Raw genomic sequence first — 19,326 nt, 5'->3', positions numbered from 1 at the left:
AGCCATGACTAAGCACCAGCGCAGGGTCTGGTTCACAGCCGCGTGGGCGACCCTGCTGGCCACCTGTTTGGCTGTGGGTGCGACACGCTACCTCAGCTTTTTGAACCACTTGGAGAATGTGGCGCTGGACATCCGGATGGCCGCATTTCAGCCGCCGGTGCCTCAATCCAAGGATGTCGTGATTGCCGCCATCACTGAAGACACCGTTGCACAGTTTCCCTATCGTTCACCGGTGGACCGCGCATTTTTGGCAGAGTTGATTCAAACCCTCGACCGCAAAGGCGCCAAGGTGATCGCTGTTGATGTGCTGATTGACCAGGGCACCGAACCGACCAAAGATGAGCAGTTGCGTGCGGCGATGCTGTCCACCCGTGCCCCCTTGGTGTTCAGTTACTCCTCGACACCCAGCATCGTCAATCAAGCCCAGTTGAGTTTCTTGAACGGATTTGTTCCAGAGTCAATGCGCGCAGCCGCCAATTTGGCCACTGACCCTTTTGATGGCGCAGTTCGATGGATATTCCCTGGCCAAACCAGCGCGGGTATGCCTTTGGGCTTTGCCTACAAGGTTGCATCTCTGTATGGTGTTACACGAAGCCCGGGTTGGCCAGAGATTGCCTGGCGGCCGCAGAGTGATGCTCAAACCTCGGCCTTTGCCCAATACCCAGCCCACGCCATTGGCCTGTTGCCGGACGATTGGTTCAAAGACAAAGTGGTGCTGGTGGGCGCGGTGCTGTCAATCACTGACCGGCACCGTACGCCGCTTCGCGTGGTGTACGACGATGAGCGCGGCTTGATGCCGGGCATTCTCATTCAAGCGCATGCGGTACAGCAATTGATCGAAGGTCGAGAGTCTCCCCGGTGGTCGTTTCCACCGTCAACGGCATTCACAGCGGCCTTGGCCTTGGTTGGGGTGCTGATTGGCTTGGCAGGCCTGGGGGTGATGTACACCTTGTCTGCCGGTGTGCTGGCGCTGCTGGGCTTGTGGTTGTCGGCTGTTCTGGGTTATGCCCACGGTTTGCCCATGGTGCCTTTGGTGGCGCCAACCTTGGCCATGGCACTGGCCTTGTGGTTGACTGACCTCGCCATTGGCCGACAGGAACGGCGGCAGCGGCAGTTTGTTCAAGGCGCGTTTTCTCGCTATGTGTCACCCGCAGTGGTTCGGCAACTGCTTGACCATCCTGAACGCCTGTCCATCAGCGGGCAACGTCAAGAGGCTACTTTTCTGTTCACCGACATTGCCGGTTTCACCACCTTGTCGGAATCGTTGGAGTCCGGCAGTCTCTCGGACCTTCTCAACGAATACCTGGATGGGGCTTGTCAAATTATTCTCAGGCACGAGGGTACAGTCGACAAATTCATTGGGGACGCCATCATGGCCATTTTCAATGCGCCTGTTGCTCAAGTTGACCACGCTGAACGGGCCTTGCGCTGCGCTTTGGAACTGGATGCGTATGCCGAGTCGTTCAGGTTGACGAAAAATGCTGAAGGCATCCCCCTTGGGTCCACGCGCATCGGCATTCACACTGGTGTGGCGGTGATCGGAAACTTCGGCTCTGTCTCACGGATGGACTTCACCGCACTGGGTGACACGGTCAACACGGCCGCGCGCACCGAAGGTGTGAACAAAATCGTGGGTACGCGAATTTGCTGTACCCATGAAGTGGTGGCCCGCGCGCCCCTCATCAATGCCCTGCCGATTGGTGATGTGCTGTTGAAGGGGAAACACCAAGCTGTGCGGCTTTATACGCTGATGGATCAGCACACTGCGGCAAGCGATTTGCCTTGCGCATATGCAGACGCGTTTGCCTTGTTGGAGCGTGGTGAACCCAGCGCCTGCGACGCCTTCGAACAGCTTCACCAACAATACCCCCATCACGCCTTGGTGAACTTCCATCACCAGCGTTTGCGTCAAGGGCTTTGTACTGCCCGCGTGGTGATGGATGACAAATAACCCGATCGAACGACAATCTTTCAAGATGATGAATGCACCGGCACCCCAGTTTTTTCTGACGGCTTACCTTTGCACAGCCATAGCCCTGTTGTTCGCAACGCCTATTGGCCATGCACAAGTGGTTATTCCGCCGCAATTGGACATCTCCCGGCAGCGCGCACCACAACTGCCTGTGCCCACAGACCAGCCTCGGTTTGACCTGAAACTGCAGTCCACGGAAAAGTCCGCAGTCCCCAAGTCGGCTGACTTCATTGAATTTCCCGTGCGTCAGTTCGACATTCAAGGGGTGACCGCTTACCCAGCAGAACGCGTGGCCGAGATTTTTGCCCCATTGGCCGAGGGCACCAGCAGCTTGGTGAAAATCAGGGAAGCTGCGGAACAACTCGAGAGGGTGTACCGCAACGATGGTTTTTTTCTGACGCGGGTGTTTGTTCCTCCGCAATCCATCGGTGACGGCACAGTCCGAATCCAGGTGATTGAAGGCTACGTGGGGGACGTGCAGTTTGAAAATTTGTCGGCTGGCCTGCAACAAGCCGTGAATGCCCGCCTGCATGCGGTGTTGGAGGAAAAGCCTGTCCGCTTGGCGACACTGGAAGACGCGTTGATGCGCATCAACGATTTGCCTTCACTCAGCGTGCAGGGGGTGTTGAAATCAGGCCGGGAATTGGGTGCTTCAACCTTGACTGTGACGCGCGCCGAGTTGGATGACGTGCAACTACTGACCCTGAATAACCAGAGTTCAACCGTGACAGGCCCCTGGAATCTGGGTTACAGCGGGCAGTTTAAGGCGCCGTTGACCGTGCTGGATACCCCACACACGCTGTCCGTGGGGGTGAACGGGGCAGGTGGTGGATTGAGCGAAGTTCGTTCAGTGAACGCCTTGATCAGCGCGCCCCTGGGCGACAGCAACTGGATTGCAGGTCTCGGTGGCTTGTGGGCTCGGGCCGAGCCGGGCGGCGCTGCCAAGCCGCTTGATCTGGTCAGCCAGTCTTCCAGCCTCTCTGCCCGAGGGCGATATGCTCTGCAGCGTTTAAGGGCCAGTTCATGGTTTGTTGACCTCGGCCTGACCTTGAACCGGACAGAAACCACCCTGTCAGGCATTACGCTGGCTGCCGATCAAACAACCGTGGGTGAAGTGGGGTTGAGTTGGTTGGGGCAAGGCCCACTGGGGGGCAACAGTGCCGCGTCTGTACAGGTGTACAAAGGGCTGGATTGGTTCGGTGCCATGGACCGTTCGGCAAGCAACCCCAGTGTGATCGGCTTTGAGCCCGATTTCACCAAAGTGGTGGTGAATCTTCAGCACACCCAGCCATTGGCCGAGCAATGGAGCCTTCATGCCCAAGCACTGGCCCAACTGAGCCGCGACAAATTGGTGGCTGGGGAGCAAGTGGCTTTTGGTGGCGCCAACTTTGCCAAGGGTTATGACCCCTCAACCATTTTGGGAGACAAGGGGCATGGGGTTGCCTTGGAACTTCGGCGCGACGTCAGCAGTCCGGTTGAATGGCTGAAGGGCCTGCAACTGTATGGTTTTGTGGACATGGGGCAGACCACCGCTTTGGCCACACCCGGAACGCCAGAATCAAAGTCCTCTCTCGTTTCAGCGGGTGTGGGTGCGCGAATGGCGATTGGGCAGGCGTGGAGTGTCAATCTGTTTTATGCCAAAGGGCAACGGGAGCGGGGTGTGATGACCGCCGTCGATGAGGACCGTATCGTCCTCAGTTTGATTCACCGGTTTTGAGCCCCCAAGCCCCTGAATCTGAGCGTGGCACTCACGAGTATCAACTCATGGTGCTCAGCACCAGACAATGACTGGCAATCAAGCCAGCGTGAGGAGCCATACATGACTTTGTTGTTCACGGGTGATTGCACTCAACCGTGCCCGAATGCGCCTTTGGACCTGCCCAACCCATGACACAGGGTGTTGACCAATCGGGCTTGAAAGGCTTCAGGTTCTCAAGCCGCCATGTGTTACTGGCCGCACTGGTTCTGGTTGCCTTAGGGCTTGGATGGCTGGTTGGCCCACGCCTTGCTGCCCTGGTGACTCCCGCTGAAAACCACTTGCCTGCGGACCTTAACGCAGTGGATGTCGGGTTTGCCCAATCCATGATGTTGCACCATGCCGCAGCCATTCAGATGGCCATGGCCGTGAAAGCGGCGGACGACCCGCACCTGCGCGGCATTGCGCAAAATATCGTGTTGAACCAAACCCGCGAGAGTGGGGTGCTCGAGGGGTGGTTGACCGCCTGGAAGCAGCCTGTGATGGCCATTGGCCCCCAAATGGCGTGGGTTGAGCAGGCCAGGGATATTCAGCATGTGGACGACCAACTCTACGCCAGCCAATGCAAAGACAGTGGCGGCAACATGGCGGGCATGCCTTCTGCACAAGACATTGAAGCGTTGGCGGCACTGACTGGCGTTGCGCAGCAGCGCCGATTTTACGAACTGATGATTGCACACCATTCGGCAGCGATTCCCATGGGTTGGTTTGCTTACCGGAATGGACAGTCCAGCCTGGTTCGTGCCATGGCCCGCTCGATGATTCGTGACCAGGCCTTCGAAATTGCCTGGATGCAAACCCGTTTACAGGCCTTGGGGGCGCCCTGATCAGGGGGCGCAAAGCCTGTTAAAGAAAAAACACAACAACAAGACGGAGACATTCGGCATGAACAGTCGAAACAGAGTGAGCCATGCGGTGGCGGCCGCATGCGTATTGACCGGCCTATTCGGTTGTCTGGGTAATTCATCCACCTCGGGCTCGCCCGACAGAATCACCCCCAGCAGCGTGCAACCGAGCAACGATGGCATCGACATTGCAGCCACGCCCCAAGGCCTTTGCGGTCCGGGTTCCCGTCCAGAAATGGGCATGCAGGGCAGGGTCAGTCAGGAAGATCACGACTCAGGCCGGGCCGCCTTGGGCTTTACCTGCAACACCGAGATGATCAGCAGCTTCAGCCCCGGTTTTGTCATTGGCACTGTTGGCGGTTTCAAGGTAGAACGCTACCGCGACAAGAATGGCCGCGACTGCGCGTACTTTGACAGCACCCTGTTGTTTCCCACCAATTTGTTGGACCGCGAAATTGGCGTCAATGTCATGGACATGACCGACCCTGCCAAACCTGTGCGCACCGCGCGTTTGGTGACGCCAGCCATGCTGTCGCCCCATGAGTCGCTGGTGGTGAGCCAGGACGGCGGCATTCTGGCGGCTGTTCTGGGCAACCCCAGTTTTGGCCCCGGCGTGGTGGATGTGTATGACTTGAAAGAGGACTGCCGCTTTCCAGTGTTGAAGTCATCAACCCCGTTGGGCATTTTTGGCCATGAAAGCGGCCTGTCGCCCGATGGCAAAACCTTTTATTCAGCCTCGCCATCAACCTCCACCATTTTTGCGTTGGACATCTCCAACCCCAGCCTGCCTAAACCCGTGTGGAACGGCCAGTACCCCTCGCATGGACTGTCGCTGAGCCCAGACGGAAACCGGGCTTATGTGGCTGCGGTGAATGGCCCCGGTGGCTTGGTGGTGCTCGACACGTCCGAGGTGCAGGCCCGCAAGGCCAATCCGCAGGTTCGACAGATTTCTGCTTTGACTTGGGACACGGTCACCATTCCACAAAATGCGATTCCCATCACCATCAAGGGCAAGCCCTACATCGTGGAAATTGACGAGTACTCCGGCAACCCCAGCGGCGACCTTGCACCCGTTGCACCTCACGGCCAGTTGGTGGGCGCCGGGCGAATCATCGATATCTCGGATGAAACGCGGCCCAAAGTGCTGTCCAATTTGCGGCTGGCTGTGCACAACCGCGTGAACCGCGATGCCATTGCCAATGACCCTGGCGCGTTCAACCCCACAGGCGGCTATGCGGGCCATTATTGCAACGTGCCCACCCGTGTGGACCCCACCATCGTGGCCTGCAGCATGATCCTCTCCGGTTTGCGGATTTTTGATATTTCCGACCCCGCCAACCCGGTGGAAGTGGCTTACTTCAACGCACCCGTTAAACAGAGGGCCATCACCGCGCCTGCCCCAGCCAGCAACTGGGCCATGTCCAGCCCGTCCTTTGTCCCTGAGCGCAAAGAGATCTGGTACACCGACGGATACCAAGGCTTCTACGTGGTCCGCGTCACCAACGGCGTCTGGAAATGATGGCCCGGTTGGCTGCCGCGCTGCTGTGCCTTTTGCTCGCAGGCTGTACGGGCAATGAAGGCTCAGAAGCGGCGTCGGGCTCACGGGTTGAGCCCGGGCAGTTCGACCCCTCGCAACCGACATTCACCACCAGCAATTTTTCAGCCTTGCCCCCAGCCGCGCCCGATACAGCGCTGATGGCTGAGCGTGAGCGGATTCTGGGGCCTGGGGCCAACAACCCGGATGAAGTACGGCTGTGGTGGGTGGGCGTGTCCAGCTTTGTGGTCACCATGAAAGGGCACCTGTTCCTGCTGGATGCTTGGGAGATCGTCGGCCTTCACGCCAATTACGTGCCCATTGGGCGAGAAGAATTGGCCGCCTTGAAGCCCGAGGCCATTTTTATTGGTCATGGTCATTTTGACCATGCGGCCGACGCAGGCTATGTGGCTGGCCACAGTGGTGCAGTGCTGGTGGCTGGCAGCACCGTCTGCGACAGCGCCCGTGCCAGCGCAGCCCGCGATGGCTTGTCCACTGCATTTCCCTGTGTGGTACTGGGCGATGTCAACAACACCGCACCGGGACAAACCCAGTCCTTGAAGTTGTGGGCAGACTTGCCCGCGGTGACCGTGCTGCGCCACACCCATTCCGAGGCCGATCCGACCGACCTTGCGATGGGGGGGCGCCCCTTGCTCTACATCCCCGATGTGCTCACCTACCCACAGTACCTGAACACCAACGTGGGCGAGACTCTGCGGTTCCTCGCGACGTTGCGGGACGATGGGGGTGTTGGGCAGCCCGCAGGTGGCACCTGGGCCTACCATTTCAGGGTGGGTGATTTCACGCTGTTGTGGCACGACTCCACTGGGCTGATGCGCAGCGGCGATGCCGACAGCGAGGCCATCTTCAATGCCTTGCGCAAATTGCCTGATTGTGTGGATGTGCAGCTCAATGCGATCGTCGGCTTTGGCATGGTGACCAGTGCTTACCGCGATGCCTTGGCGTATGTGGCCGCCGCGCAGCCCCGACTGAGCATGCCCACCCATCATGATGCCTGGGCGCCCGGCATTGGCGGTGGGGCCAACGCCTATGAACAAAGCTGGACGTCTGCGGTGGCCAGCCTGCCATTCAACACTGAAGTTGATTACCTGAAAGACCCTTCGGACTACCTAAAACCCCGTGTTTTCAAGTCCGACGACCCTCGCTGGCAACCCGGGTGCCGTTGAGCAGTCGGCGCATCAGTACTTCTCAATCGCCGGGTCGGCGCGTTGCAGGATGGTGCTCACATCCGTACCCGCAGGCAGTGTGCCGTAATGATGCTGCCCTTGCCCGGCCAACCGGCTTGCGCAGAAAGCGTCAGCAACCGCTTCGGGGGCGTGTTGCACCAACAGCGCAGCCTGTGCAGCCAAGGCCATTTGATCCACCAGGAAACGTGCGCCAAACTGAATGGTGAGGGCGTCAGCGCTCATTAATTGGCCAAGCTGGCTGCGCAACTGGCTCATGTACTGGTCCAGGTGCCGGTTGCCGCCGCGCGCTTTGTCCAGTTCTGTCTGGTAGCTCATCAGCACGCTGGGGTCTTTGGCCACCGCACGCAACACATCGAGACACTGAACATTGCCGCTGCCCTCCCAAATCGGGTTGATCACCGATTCACGGAACAAACGCGGATACACCGAGTTCTCCATCACGCCACTGCCACCAATGCATTCCATTACTTCGTAGGTGTGGGTTGGGGTGCGTTTGCAGATCCAGTACTTGCCCACCGCAGTCATCAGGCGCGCCAAACGGGCCTCATGTTCGTCGCAGTCTTTGTGGTCAAGCGCGCGTGCCATGCGCATGCTCAGTGCAATGGCCCCTTCGTATTCCAGTGCCAAATCAGCCAACACGTTCTGCATCAGCGGCTGGTCAATCAAACGCGCACCGAATGCCGCCCGGTGACGGGTGTGGTGCATGGCATTGGCCAAGCCCATACGCATCAAACCGGCTGAGGCCCCCATACAGTCAAAGCGAGTCAAGCTGACCATCTCAATGATGGTGGGCACGCCACGGCCTTCCGCACCCACCAGCCACCCTTGGGCGCCCCGGAATTCCACTTCGCTGGATGCGTTGGACTTGTTGCCCATCTTGTCCTTCAGGCGAATCACATTCAGCGCATTTTTGGTGCCGTCCGGCAACCAGCGAGGCACCGCGAAGCAAGACACCCCAGCCGGTGTTTGGGCCAGCACAAGAAACAGGTCACACATCGGGGCCGACAAAAACCATTTGTGCCCCACCAGCGAATACAACTGCCCGGGCCCGGCCTGGCTTATGGGCGTCGCCTGTGTCGAGTTGGCCCGCACATCCGAGCCACCCTGTTTCTCGGTCATGCCCATGCCCACCGTGATGGATTGTTTTTGATCAACCGGTACATTGCGCGGGTCGTATCCTCGGTTCAATACCTTGGGCAAAAACAGTGAGGCGACCTCAGGCTGCAACTGCAGGCTGGGTACCGCTGCGAAGGTCATGGTGACAGGGCAACCATGGCCAGCCTCCACCTGGCTGTGCATGAAAGCCTTGGCCCCCCGCACCACGTGCGCACCTGCAACAGGGGCTGTCCACGGGGTGCTGTGCAAGCCTTCCTCAAGGGAGGCCTTCATCAAGGCGTGGTACGCGCTGTGGTAACGAACAAGGTCCACCCGGTTGCCGAAGCGGTCATGGGTGTCCAGCTCGGGTGTGTAGCGGTTGGCCAAGTGCCCAAGTTCGAGCGTGTCCGCTTGCCCGCAGTACTGGCCAAATCGTTTGATCTCGTCCATGCCCCACGCGCCACCCTCGCGTTGCACTGCCTCCACCAGTGGGGCATCGGTGGTGAACAGATTGAAATCCGTCAGGTCGTGCGCCACATTGTGGACATGGTGTGTTTCACCGACTGGGGTTGATTTCAGGAATTCATGGGTGGCGTTCATGGTGCGTTCACGGGCTGAGCTGGACGATGTGTCAAATAATTACACGAAATGACAATACTGTCAAAATAAGGTAATTATTTACAGGAGGTTGCTCACCCCGGTGTGGGCCTTGTTGCGTGCAGCCGGGTGGGGTATAACAAACAAGACCCACACCGAGGCGATAGCATGAGCGAAACCCATCGAGTGAGTATTGACCTGGAGACCCTTATGGCCTTGGTCAATGAAGTGGCCCGGGAAGACCCGCTGGATTATGCCGACCTGCCCGTCGACGAAGCGGCGCTGAGGCAGGCCTGCTGCCTGGGGGCGCTTAACATTCTTCAACACGCCTCAGAGTTCAAGGCCGAGGAAGTGTTGTATGTCTTGCTCAGCGCCATGGCCAAACTGATTGAAGAAAATGTGTTGCTGCATGCCCAGCACATCGAGAAGGGTGCGCAGATTCACAGCAATCTGGTCAGGGATGTGCTTGAACGTGCGAAGAAAGGAAAGGGGTAGACCAGGCGCCTTCAGGCCTGGGTGGCCAAACGCAAAAACGACTGGCGCGCCGCTTCTTCCAACTGTTTGCGGGTCAAGCCACTTTGCGGCCCCACCAACTGCGTGGCCAAACCGTGAATCTGCACCACAATCATCGCCGCCCTCAATTTGTACTCAGCCGTGCTTAGGGCGGGGTTGATGCCCACAATCAGTTTGAACACCTCTTTGCGCTCACGCGCATACACGCTTTCCATCAGCCGCGCGGCAAAAGGCAGGCGGTTCGCCAGGGCATAAATTTCCGCAAGAATGCCGTAGGTTTCAGGGCGGCGTATCTCCTCAATGACCATGTCCACAATCACCTGAAAACGTTCGAGCTGGCTTTGGCTGCCCAAGGTATTCATCAACTCCGCCACCACGGCTTGATAATTGTCCATCACATAAGTCAACACCGCCTGCACCAGCGTGTCTTTGTTTTTGAAGTAATGCTGCACGGTGCTCAGAGACACCCCCAGCGAATTGGCCACCGAACGCATGGTCAAACCGGAATACCCTTCGGCCGCCAGCAGGTGTTGCGCCGCTTTCAGAATTTCTTCAAGCCGCTCCTGGCCTTTGCCGGTGGTGTGGCTGAGTTTGTCTTCGTAATACTCGGACAGTGCTTTGGACATGGGTTCAAGCCCACAGGGCAGGGCGCGCAAGGTTGTAGGGCCACAGAATACCGCAGGATTTGACAAATAGGTCATGTGACCTATAATCGATGCGTTTTGTAGGTCATGTGACCGGTTATTGAGGATGATTTGCCATGAGATACCCCAACCCCAGCTGGATGAACGCCGATCTTGAACTGTATCGCTCCAATGTGCGCCGGTTTGTGGATGAAGAAATTGTCCCCAACCGGGAACGCTGGGCCAAGCAGCAGCATGTGGACCGCAACACCTGGCTGAAAGCAGGTGAGCTTGGGATTTTGCTGGCCGATATTCCTGACGAATACGGCGGCAGTGGTGGCGACTTCTCCCACATGGCCGTCCTGTTCGAGGAATTGGCCTATGCGGGCGACCGCGCCTTTGGTGTGCATGTGCACGCCATCGCGGCGCATTACATTCTGAACCACGGCACGGAAGAGCAAAAGCAGAAGTACCTGCCCAAAATGGCCACCGGCGAAATGATTGGCGCCATCGCCATGAGCGAGCCAGGAGCAGGCTCCGATCTTCAGGGCATTCGCACCACAGCCACGCGGGATGGCAACGATTACGTGGTCAATGGCTCGAAAATTTTCATCTCCAACGGCTACATGGCCGACCTGATTGTTGTGGTTACCAAGACCGACCCCACCGCAGGTGCCAAAGGTGTCAGCCTGCTGTTGCTGGAAACCCGCAATGCCCCCGGCTTCAAAGTAGGTCGCATTCTGGAAAAGCTCGGCCAAAAGGGCCAAGACACCTGCGAGCTGTTCTTCGACAATGTTCGGATTCCCACCAGCCAGATTCTGGGCGCTGAGGGGCTGGGTTTCATGCAGTTGATGACCGAGTTGCCCTACGAGCGGCTTATGCTGGGCGTCGGGGCCATGGCGATTGTCGAACTGGCATTGGAAATGACCCTGGAGTACACCAAAGAACGCAAAGCCTTTGGCCGCAGCGTGTTCGATTTCCAAAACACCCGTTTCAAATTGGCGGAGCTGAAGTCTCAAGCGGTGGTCGCCCGCGCATTCATTGACGATTGCGTAAACAAAATCATTGCGGGCAAGTTGGACACCACCACCGCCTCAATCGCCAAACTCCACCTCAGCGAACTGGAATGCAAGGTCATTGACGAATGTTTGCAGTTCTTTGGCGGGTACGGCTACATGATGGAATACCCCATCGCCCAGATGTACGCAGATGCCCGTGTGCAGCGCATCTACGGTGGCACCAGCGAAATCATGAAAGAAATCATTGCGCGTTCCCTTTAATGCCCGAAATTGTGAATCAATGACAAAAAAACCCCGAATTGTTTCGGGGTTTTTTGTTTGTGGTTTAATGATTGATGAGGCCAAGTCAACCAGTAAAATTTGTCTATTCGCGGGGTTTCAGGTTTGGTAGACTGGTCTTGGTCGATGTTAAAAAATATTAAGAAATCGGGAGGTGCTGTAAGTACCTCACTGATACAACTATTGCCTCTGAACAGTCTCCCCTATTGAACTGGGCTTATCCGCGCAAGCCGCGGTGTTTGGCCCAAAGTTGGTGTTTTGCTGTGTTGAATAACAAAAAATACACTGTGTTGATTGTGGACGATGATCCAGTCACCACAGCCATGTTGGGCTCTCTGTGCACCAGCTACGGGTTGAATGTCATCACCGACACTGATGCCGAGCGTGCACTTCAACGTGTGGCCGATGGGCAGGCCCAAATCGTCATTTCCGATTGGCACATGCAGGGCATGAATGGCCTGCAGTTCTGCGAGCGCATTCGCAGCCTGCCCGTGGGCGATTTTGTTTATTTCATCCTGATGTCCGCGTACAGCGAGGATGAATTCATCCGTGACTGCATTCTCAGTCAAGTCGATCAGTTTTTGCCCAAACCCATCGAGAGCCAGTTGCTCAGGCACAGCCTGTTCAACGCATTTCGTATTCTGGATTTGAAAGACAGCTTGGGCAGCCTGGACCTTGAACTGCCTGAGCAACAAAAGACCTTGCAACAAGACCTTCAATTGTTGCGTTTGTTGCAATTGAGCATGATGCCCCAGCGCAATCAGGTTCTGTCGGGCACCCGCTACACACTTACTCCAAACCCAGGGCAGCACTCTCAGGCGACCACTGCGGCGTATTCCGCTTGAACGATGACACCATCGGTTTTTACATCGTTGATGTGGTGGGGCACGGCATGCCTGCGGCCATCCGTGCGATGGGCGCTGCGCGTCTTCTGTCGTCGTCGCCCTACGAGTCCGTGGTGTACAAGGACCGCGAGAATCCGGACGATCCCCTCGAGATTCGGGGCTGCGCCGAGGTCATGACGGTGCTGAACACCATCTACCAGATTTCCGACGAAGACCAGGCCTACGTCTGTGGCCTGTATGGCAAATTCAACCGCACCACCGGCGAGCTGGAAGTGTCCGTGGCGGGTATGCCATTGCCCTATCTGGTCTCAGAACTGGGCGAGGTCGAGCTTTTGGGCCAGAGCGATTTGCCGCTGGGGATTCAGGACACTCAGCAGTATCGCAGCGTTCGCCGCACCCTCAGACCAGGCGACAAACTCGTCATGATTTCGGACGGTTTGGTTGAGATACGCAACCCCGCAGGTGAGGTTCTCGGGCTGGAGCAGTTCAACGATTTGTTGGCAGGCTGCGTCAAAACGGCCACAGACAATTTGCTGGATTGCGTCGTCGGTGGCGTCCTTAAGTGGGCCGACCGACAAGAGAGCAAGGAGTTTCAGGACGACGTCACCCTGATGCTGCTGGACTTCTACCCGGAGCCTGCGCGTCCTGCCGTCCAAGGCGAAAAAAGGCCAGTCGCTGAGCCACTGCCCAAACCCAGAGTCAGGCGTTTGGGGTGGCCTTGGGCCGGCATTCAGAGCGCCGCTGAGGTGAACAAAGCGGGGCAGGCACTCAGCGAATTCAACCTTCGCAAATGCTTGGTCGTCTCCGGCGAAAACACCATGTTGGACGCACTGCTTCAGGGTTTGCAAGCCATGCACCTGAGTGTAGAGCGGGTGGCACAGGACTATTTTCTCAATGCCGAAGACCCCATTCTCAACGGCGTGGATGTCGTGTTTATCCACGCACAGGACGGCAGCAGCAAAGCCGCCAAGTGGGTTCAGATCATCCGTGACGCCATGGATGATCATCCGCCTTACATCGTTCTTTGCTTTGATCAACCCAAACTCAAGCAGGCCAGCGACCTCATCAAGCTGGGCGGTGACAACTTCCTGCAAGCGCCCGTGAGGCCGGAACGGTTGAGTTTCCTGATGGAAACCATCAACCGGCAGCACACCCTGCGCCAAAATGTGCGGCGGCGCACGCGCGAGTTGAAAAGCCTGCGACACGAACTTAAACAAGACCTCTTGGCCGTCTCCCGGATGCAGGCGGCCACCTTGCCCAAACCCTTTCCTGATCTCAAACACCTGAAGTTTGATTGGGTGTTCAAACCTGCAGAGTCTGTGTCTGGCGATTTTCTTGGGGTGATGAAGATTACCCGCTCAGTCATCGGTTTTTACGCTATTGATGGTGCAGGGCAGGGGGTTCTTGCCTTGATCAAGGGCTGGCAAGTGGCCCGCCTGTTGGCGGGTGTTCAACGCAGCAAAGCCCCCTCATCATTTCAGGCCATCAGCGGGCTTAGCGGGCACAGGGTATTGAAGTCTCCTGCCGCAGTGCTGAAGGGTTTGAATGAGCGACTGTTGGCCATGCCCTCGGCCTACGGCATGCGCTGCTCCTTGGTGTATGGCACGCTGGACTGCGAGACTGGGCGCGGCATGATTGCCATCGCGGGCCACCCGATTCCGGTGATCTCCCGGCAGGACGGCACCTTGACTGCGCTGGGCCATCAAGGGCCTGCGGCCGGTGAATCCAGCGGACACGACTATGTGGACGTCGCCTTTGTGCTGCGCCCTGGCGACCGCCTCAACCTGTTTTCCGATGGCTTGGTGCAAATGTTGGGCGCACCCAATTCAGGTGTGGCACAACCATTGGAGCAGGTTCATGCCCTGCTCAGCACCCTTGGGCGTCATCCCCTGCCGGAATCCAAGGCCCTGTGGGACAGTCGGCTGGACATGATCGAAGCCGCAGACTCCAAGGATGTGTCCTTGTTGATGATGGAATTGGGAGAGTCCAAGCCAATCCGCAGCCGTGAGGTCAGTGTGACCGAATGGGTTGACCGGTTTCAGCCACTGCTTGAAGGCATGGCCGCGCAGCATGCGCTTCCCGGCAAAGGCAAAGTGTTTGACACCCATTACAACGAATCAGCGCTGCACAGCCTTGTGCAACAAGTGCGCGACTGGTTGTTGGTGGAGTACGGGCATGAGTTGGCTGCCATCGATCGCCTGGCCCACCTCATTGTCGAATTGGGCTGGAATATTCAACGCCAGCCACGCCTGTTCAGCGGAGAGATTCGCATGGAAGTGGCCGTAGTTGACCTAGGGGCGCAGTGGCTGGTTGTGATTCACGACAATGGCCGAAGCATCACCAATGAAGAGCTTGACCGAGCTTCATCCATGGCCGTGGACGACACTGAGCACCATGATTCCGAGGACACTCAATTGGGCATGGGCTTGATCATGGCCATGAATTTGTCGGACGACATGCGCTACCACGCAGGCCATCACAACAACACGTTTGTGGCGGTTCAGAGCAAAAATTGAGGTGTTGGCCCCCGTCCATGCGGGCGGGGCAGCCCGAACTCAGCCAGCGTTCAGGTTGTTCAGCGCATTGTCCAAGGTGTCGGCCAGCACAAACACCTTGTCCATCCGTGTCATCTGAAACACCGACATTACGGTTTTCGTGAGGTGGCACAGATTCAATCTGCAGCCGTTGTTCTTGATGAACTTCTGCAACATCACCAAACCGGCCAAGCCCCCACTGTCAATCAAATTGGTTTTCCCGAATTCGATGACAAACAATTGATGGGGGGGCACCATGCCGGCCACTGTTTGACGGATCGCGCCTGCGATGCGTGAATCCACAATCTGAGATTCCACGTGGATAACCTGAATGGCTCCGTGGTTGGACACTGTGATCATGAAAAGGGTCGATTAGAGTCTGGAAGTAGCAACTTTGCTGACAGCTAAATGTTTAAAAATGATTCATCATGTGAATCAGATCAAAACTATGCCGATACTTCAGCATACACCGAGTGTTAAAAAGGGCAACACGTTTGTGGCTAAATTCGTGTTTTGTCCTGATCAATTCGCATTTTCGGTGGGTTTGGTGTCGGGCCAATGAATCACGCGCCTTCTTGGCGTGGTCTTCAACAGTGCATTGCCGTGGTCAACTCAGCAGCAGAACTACACACCTTGAAGGTTCTCGTCATCGACGATGACCCAGTCAGCCGAACAACCGTGGCCTCGCTGTGCGAACGGCTGGGGTATAGCTCACTGGTCTCCAGTGGGCAAGACGGTGTGGTTGATCGCATTGAGCAGGAACAGATTGATCTGGTGATCTGTGATTGGGAGCTTGAACACACCACTGGCCTGGATGTGTGCGCAGCAATACGCAACCGTTGGCCCGATCGCTTTGTCTATTTCATCCTCATGTCAGCACATTCCGCAGAGCGCTACATACTTAGCGCCCTCATGGCGGGCACCGACGAGTTCATTCACAAGCCGCTGGACCAGGGCGAACTGTCTGTTCGGCTGCTGGTGGCGCGGCGCATCATTCAACTGCAGCACAAGTTGCAGACCCTTCGGGCCGAGGTGCCCAAGGCGCTTCGGGAGTCAAGCCGCGACCTGCGCGCCATGGCCTCGCTTCAGGCCTCACAACTGCCTGACCGTTCAGTGCGTTACCCGGGTGTGGAGTTTGATTATTTCTGGATGCCCAAGTTGTATGTGTCGGGCGACCACTTGAACCTGATGCAGCTTGATGAGCACACCACAGCCTTTTACATGCTGGACGTGGTGGGGCACGGCGTGCCCGCTGCACTGCGTGCACTGGCCTTGTCCAGGGTGTTGTCGACCCATCCCTATGAAGGCGTTTTGATCGACCGATGTAAAACCTCTGGTGCAGCCCGCGTTCGCAGGCCTCACGAGGTGTTGAACATTCTCAACGCCCGGTACCCCATGCAGGAAGGCTCCGAGGTCTATTTCACCGTGGTGTATGGGCTGATCGACGCGCGCGCAGCCACGGTGACGTTCTCCACCGCCGGCAGCCCTTACCCCATGGTTCAGCACCCGAGCGGGTCATTGGAGCTTGTAGGGCAGGCCTCCTTTCCAATCGGCATCGTGGACGACCCCGGTTTTGAGGATGTCACCGTGCCCTTGCAGGTGGGCACGCGTCTGTTTTTCTACACCGATGGATTGACCGAGTTGCGTGATCAACAGGGTCAGCAACTCGGTCAAGAGCAACTTGCCAAACTGTTGCAGGACAGTGCTACATTGGCCTTGCCTAGTCAACTGGCCATGAGCCGTCAGCATTTGGTGAACTGGGCGAATGGCAAGCCAGCAGACCGTGTTTTCGAGGATGACGCTTCGCTGTTGGCCATCCAGTGGCACGGTCTAATTGAGCAGAGCCAAACCGACGATTCACCCTCGCTGGCCAAGCGGTTGCTGGCCCAATTCGGCGCGCATGCCCACCAAACCCCGGAAATGACGGAGCCATTCCAGTTTGCGCGCAGAAAAGACAACAGCCGCGTGCTGCTGTTCACCGATCGACCCGACGTGGATTGGTTGACGGGCAACCTCAAGGAATGGGGTTATCAAGTGGACTTGGTTCACGAATCCGAGCAGGCTGCCGATGCGCTGCGCCAGCGCTACTACACCTTCTTGCTGTTGGACCTGGCCTCCATGCCACGCGACCTAGAGGCTTTCCTGTGGAACGCCCGGGGACAAGGTGCCAACCGCAGCCTGTTTGCCTTGATGCTCACACGCCCCGAGAACCACCGTCAGATGATGCGGGCCCTGTTGGCCGGGGTGGACAATTGCACACTCGTCGCTTACTCCGCGCGCGAAATCTACATTCGACTGGCCAACGGCTTGCGGATCGCTGACTATCACAAACGGATGATCAACAAGAACAACATTTTGAAATCGCTGCGTCACGACATTGAGCAAGACATGCAGCAGATCACCCACATGCAACTCTCCAATCTACCCGACCCCCAACTGTCCTACGGCCATGTTCAATCGCGTTGGTTGTTTGATGGCCACGGCCAACCTTCACGCCATTACATGAACATCGTGGACTTGGGCCGCGACCAAATCGCCTTTTTTCACCTCAGCGCCAGTGGCAGTGGGTTGGTGGGTGCAACGCGTGGCTGGGCCCTGCATCGCCAGTTGACTGCAGCCGCTTACGATCAGCGCAACAAAATGGGCCACGAGCATCGCTTGTTAAGGCCTGTGAATGTGCTGAGCGAATTGAACGCCTTGGTGTTGGTTGAGCAGATTCGCGACCTTGAATTCGCCATGGTGTATGGCACTTTGAATACCCAGACCGGTGAAGGCAGCTTGGCGCTGGCGGGCTACCCCTTAAGCTGCATAGCCCGGGCCAATGGGTGTAGCGAACCCTTGGGTGCCTACGGCCCCGCAGTGGGTTTGAGTGCTGAAAGTGAATTCAGGGAAGTGGGGTTTGTGTTGAACGCCGGAGATCGGCTGTATTTGGTGCCGCCAGACTTGTTTGATCAGGATGTTGCAAACCATCTGTTTGAACAACATGCGGATCAAGACCTTGAGTCCGCCGTTCATGGCATCGGCCTGGCATTGAACGAGCGCACTGGTGGGGTGGAAGTGTCGTTGCTCGCCCTGCAATTCGGTCAGTACCAACCCGTTCGTGAGACAGCGCTGGATGCCAACACCTTGCCGCAGGTGTCCGCCTTGTGCCAAGCCTTGCCTGAGCCCTTTCAGTTGCGCTACAGCGCAGGTTGCCATTTTGAAGTACCCATGGTGCTGAGTGCCGTCAGCGACCTGGTGGAGAATGTTGACCATTGCCTCGCCCGTTTTGAGGTGAGCGAGGAGCAGCGTCATGCGGCGCGCCTGGCCTTGTTTGAGGTGTGCACCAACGTCACACGGCACAGCCAGTCCGATGTGAACCAGCCATTCAAAGTGCAGGTGCTTCAAACCGAAGGCGAGCAGTTCGCGGTGCTGGTGCAAGACCACGGTGCCATGTGCCCCTCGACTGAACAACTCAGCGCAGCACATGAATTCGATTTTGTGTTTGACGCCGAGGACGACGACTCCGTGCCCGAGGGTGGGCTGGGCCTGGCCATCGCCTGCCAGTTGAGTCAGGGTTTTGAATCGCGTCGAGTGGGTGACAGCAACATCACAGCCATGCTGTTTGCCAAGGAATAATCAGCCGCCGCTGTAGGCTTTGACGGCCATCATCATGGCCACTACGGCGCACAGGGTGCCAAACAGCCGTCGAACGATTGTTGGGTCCACCGACTGGCCCAGGCGGCGCCCAAGCACCATGCCTGTGACCGCAGCCAGCGAGAAGGGCAGTGCTTGGCTGGGCTCCAGCGTGCCATGCAGCCAACTGACCCCCGCACCCCACCAAGACACCAGTGCAATCACGCCCAAGGCAGTGCCACTGATGGATTGCAGCGACAAACGTGTGAAGCGTTGCAAGGCGGGCACCAGCACAAAACCGCCACCCACGCCCAGCAGGCCTGAGAGCAAGCCTGTCACGGATGCAGCGGCCAACAGGGCCCTCGCACAGGGCAAGGTCCAGAGGAATCGCCCGGTTTCCGGGTTCAACTCGCAGGGCGCAGGGGCCACTTGTGCATCAGGCAGTTCGTCAATACCGCGTGTTTGCCCCTGCAAGAAAAGCGACCGGAAGGCCACCCAGCAGAGCACCGCGGCAAACAGCGCCTGTATCCATCGCGCGTTCACCTGATGGGCCAACCAATACCCAAGTGGCGACACCAGGGTGCCAATCACCCCCATGAACAACGCTGCGCGGTAGCGCAAGTCCCCCGCCTGAAAAGCCATCAACGCCCCCACGGTGGCTGCCAGCGCCATTGTCAGCAGCGAAATGGAGGCGGCGGTGTGCACCGGCATGCCCAGTGCGAAAATCAGCAGCGGTACGGCCAGCACCCCCCCACCAGCGCCAGTCAGCGCCATCAGTAGGCCGATGAAAACACCGAGCGTTGCGGTAATCAGCGCGGTCATTCGTACAATCGGTTCAACAATTCAGTGCCCAGCATAACCGACATTGCGGGCAAACCACGGCACCCACGC

14 protein-coding genes are annotated in these 19,326 nt (G+C 57.6%); 10 read left to right on the top strand and 4 right to left on the bottom strand.

Annotation, left to right across the window (positions count from 1 at the left end):
- Window positions 1-4 precede the first annotated feature (4 nt).
- The 5 genes from ACK4FF_RS06545 to ACK4FF_RS06525 all read left to right on the top strand — a co-directional run bounded on the left by ACK4FF_RS06545 (window position 5) and on the right by ACK4FF_RS06525 (window position 7,294).
- Window positions 5-1,951: a CHASE2 domain-containing protein gene (locus ACK4FF_RS06545; RefSeq protein ID WP_409706195.1), complete on the top strand. Its 1,947-nt coding sequence runs from the start codon at window positions 5-7 to the stop codon at window positions 1,949-1,951.
- A gap of 25 nt (window positions 1,952-1,976) precedes the next feature.
- The gene (locus ACK4FF_RS06540) at window positions 1,977-3,689 is read left to right on the top strand and encodes a ShlB/FhaC/HecB family hemolysin secretion/activation protein (protein WP_409706192.1); all 1,713 of its coding nucleotides are present in this window, start codon (window positions 1,977-1,979) and stop codon (window positions 3,687-3,689) included.
- 170 nt (window positions 3,690-3,859) lie between these two features.
- On the top strand, window positions 3,860-4,555 hold the full coding sequence (locus ACK4FF_RS06535; RefSeq protein WP_409706189.1) for a DUF305 domain-containing protein: 696 nt from the start codon (window positions 3,860-3,862) through the stop codon (window positions 4,553-4,555).
- 58 nt (window positions 4,556-4,613) lie between these two features.
- A complete protein-coding gene (locus ACK4FF_RS06530; protein ID WP_409706186.1) occupies window positions 4,614-6,092 on the top strand; it encodes an LVIVD repeat-containing protein in 1,479 nt (492 codons plus the stop codon).
- The gene (locus ACK4FF_RS06525) at window positions 6,089-7,294 is read left to right on the top strand and encodes an MBL fold metallo-hydrolase (RefSeq protein WP_409706184.1); all 1,206 of its coding nucleotides are present in this window, start codon (window positions 6,089-6,091) and stop codon (window positions 7,292-7,294) included. Before ACK4FF_RS06530 ends, ACK4FF_RS06525 begins: the two co-directional genes overlap by 4 nt.
- Before the next feature lie 12 nt (window positions 7,295-7,306).
- On the opposite strand, the gene ACK4FF_RS06520 is transcribed toward ACK4FF_RS06525, so the two are convergent.
- The gene (locus tag ACK4FF_RS06520; RefSeq protein ID WP_409706181.1) at window positions 7,307-9,010 is read right to left on the bottom strand and encodes an acyl-CoA dehydrogenase family protein; all 1,704 of its coding nucleotides are present in this window, start codon (window positions 9,008-9,010) and stop codon (window positions 7,307-7,309) included.
- Window positions 9,011-9,175: 165 nt separating this feature from the next.
- Here ACK4FF_RS06520 and ACK4FF_RS06515 point away from each other — a divergent pair, with 165 nt between their 5' ends.
- Window positions 9,176-9,502 carry a hypothetical protein gene (locus tag ACK4FF_RS06515; RefSeq protein WP_409706178.1) on the top strand — a complete coding sequence of 109 codons (327 nt, stop codon included), beginning with the start codon at window positions 9,176-9,178 and terminating at the stop codon, window positions 9,500-9,502.
- An 11-nt stretch (window positions 9,503-9,513) separates the two neighbouring features.
- On the opposite strand, the gene ACK4FF_RS06510 is transcribed toward ACK4FF_RS06515, so the two are convergent.
- A complete protein-coding gene (locus ACK4FF_RS06510) occupies window positions 9,514-10,221 on the bottom strand; it encodes a TetR/AcrR family transcriptional regulator (RefSeq protein WP_409706175.1) in 708 nt (235 codons plus the stop codon).
- Between the two features lie 59 nt (window positions 10,222-10,280).
- Between ACK4FF_RS06510 and ACK4FF_RS06505 the strand changes: the two genes are divergently transcribed.
- The 3 genes from ACK4FF_RS06505 (at window position 10,281) to ACK4FF_RS06495 (ending at window position 14,802) form a co-directional block, all read left to right on the top strand.
- Window positions 10,281-11,423: an acyl-CoA dehydrogenase family protein gene (locus tag ACK4FF_RS06505; RefSeq protein ID WP_409706172.1), complete on the top strand. Its 1,143-nt coding sequence runs from the start codon at window positions 10,281-10,283 to the stop codon at window positions 11,421-11,423.
- Window positions 11,424-11,704: 281 nt separating this feature from the next.
- Complete coding sequence (locus ACK4FF_RS06500) at window positions 11,705-12,286, top strand: two-component system response regulator (protein WP_409706169.1); 582 nt, start codon at window positions 11,705-11,707, stop codon at window positions 12,284-12,286.
- A complete protein-coding gene (locus tag ACK4FF_RS06495) occupies window positions 12,283-14,802 on the top strand; it encodes a SpoIIE family protein phosphatase (protein WP_409706166.1) in 2,520 nt (839 codons plus the stop codon). Before ACK4FF_RS06500 ends, ACK4FF_RS06495 begins: the two co-directional genes overlap by 4 nt.
- Before the next feature lie 39 nt (window positions 14,803-14,841).
- On the opposite strand, the gene ACK4FF_RS06490 is transcribed toward ACK4FF_RS06495, so the two are convergent.
- Window positions 14,842-15,180: an STAS domain-containing protein gene (locus tag ACK4FF_RS06490; protein WP_409706163.1), complete on the bottom strand. Its 339-nt coding sequence runs from the start codon at window positions 15,178-15,180 to the stop codon at window positions 14,842-14,844.
- A gap of 198 nt (window positions 15,181-15,378) precedes the next feature.
- Here ACK4FF_RS06490 and ACK4FF_RS06485 point away from each other — a divergent pair, with 198 nt between their 5' ends.
- Entirely contained in the window at window positions 15,379-18,438 is a 3,060-nt protein-coding gene (locus tag ACK4FF_RS06485) for a SpoIIE family protein phosphatase (RefSeq protein ID WP_409706160.1), read from the top strand.
- Here the strand turns inward: ACK4FF_RS06485 and ACK4FF_RS06480 are convergent, their stop codons facing one another.
- Window positions 18,439-19,257: a sulfite exporter TauE/SafE family protein gene (locus ACK4FF_RS06480; protein WP_409706157.1), complete on the bottom strand. Its 819-nt coding sequence runs from the start codon at window positions 19,255-19,257 to the stop codon at window positions 18,439-18,441.
- Window positions 19,258-19,326: the final 69 nt, after the last annotated feature.

The organism is Limnobacter sp. (assembly GCF_046297615.1).
In the GTDB taxonomy this organism is placed as follows: Bacteria; Pseudomonadota; Gammaproteobacteria; order Burkholderiales; family Burkholderiaceae_B; genus Limnobacter.
The sequence above is the reverse complement of the archived record's forward strand: the minus strand, read 5'-3'. Positions and strand labels throughout refer to the sequence as shown.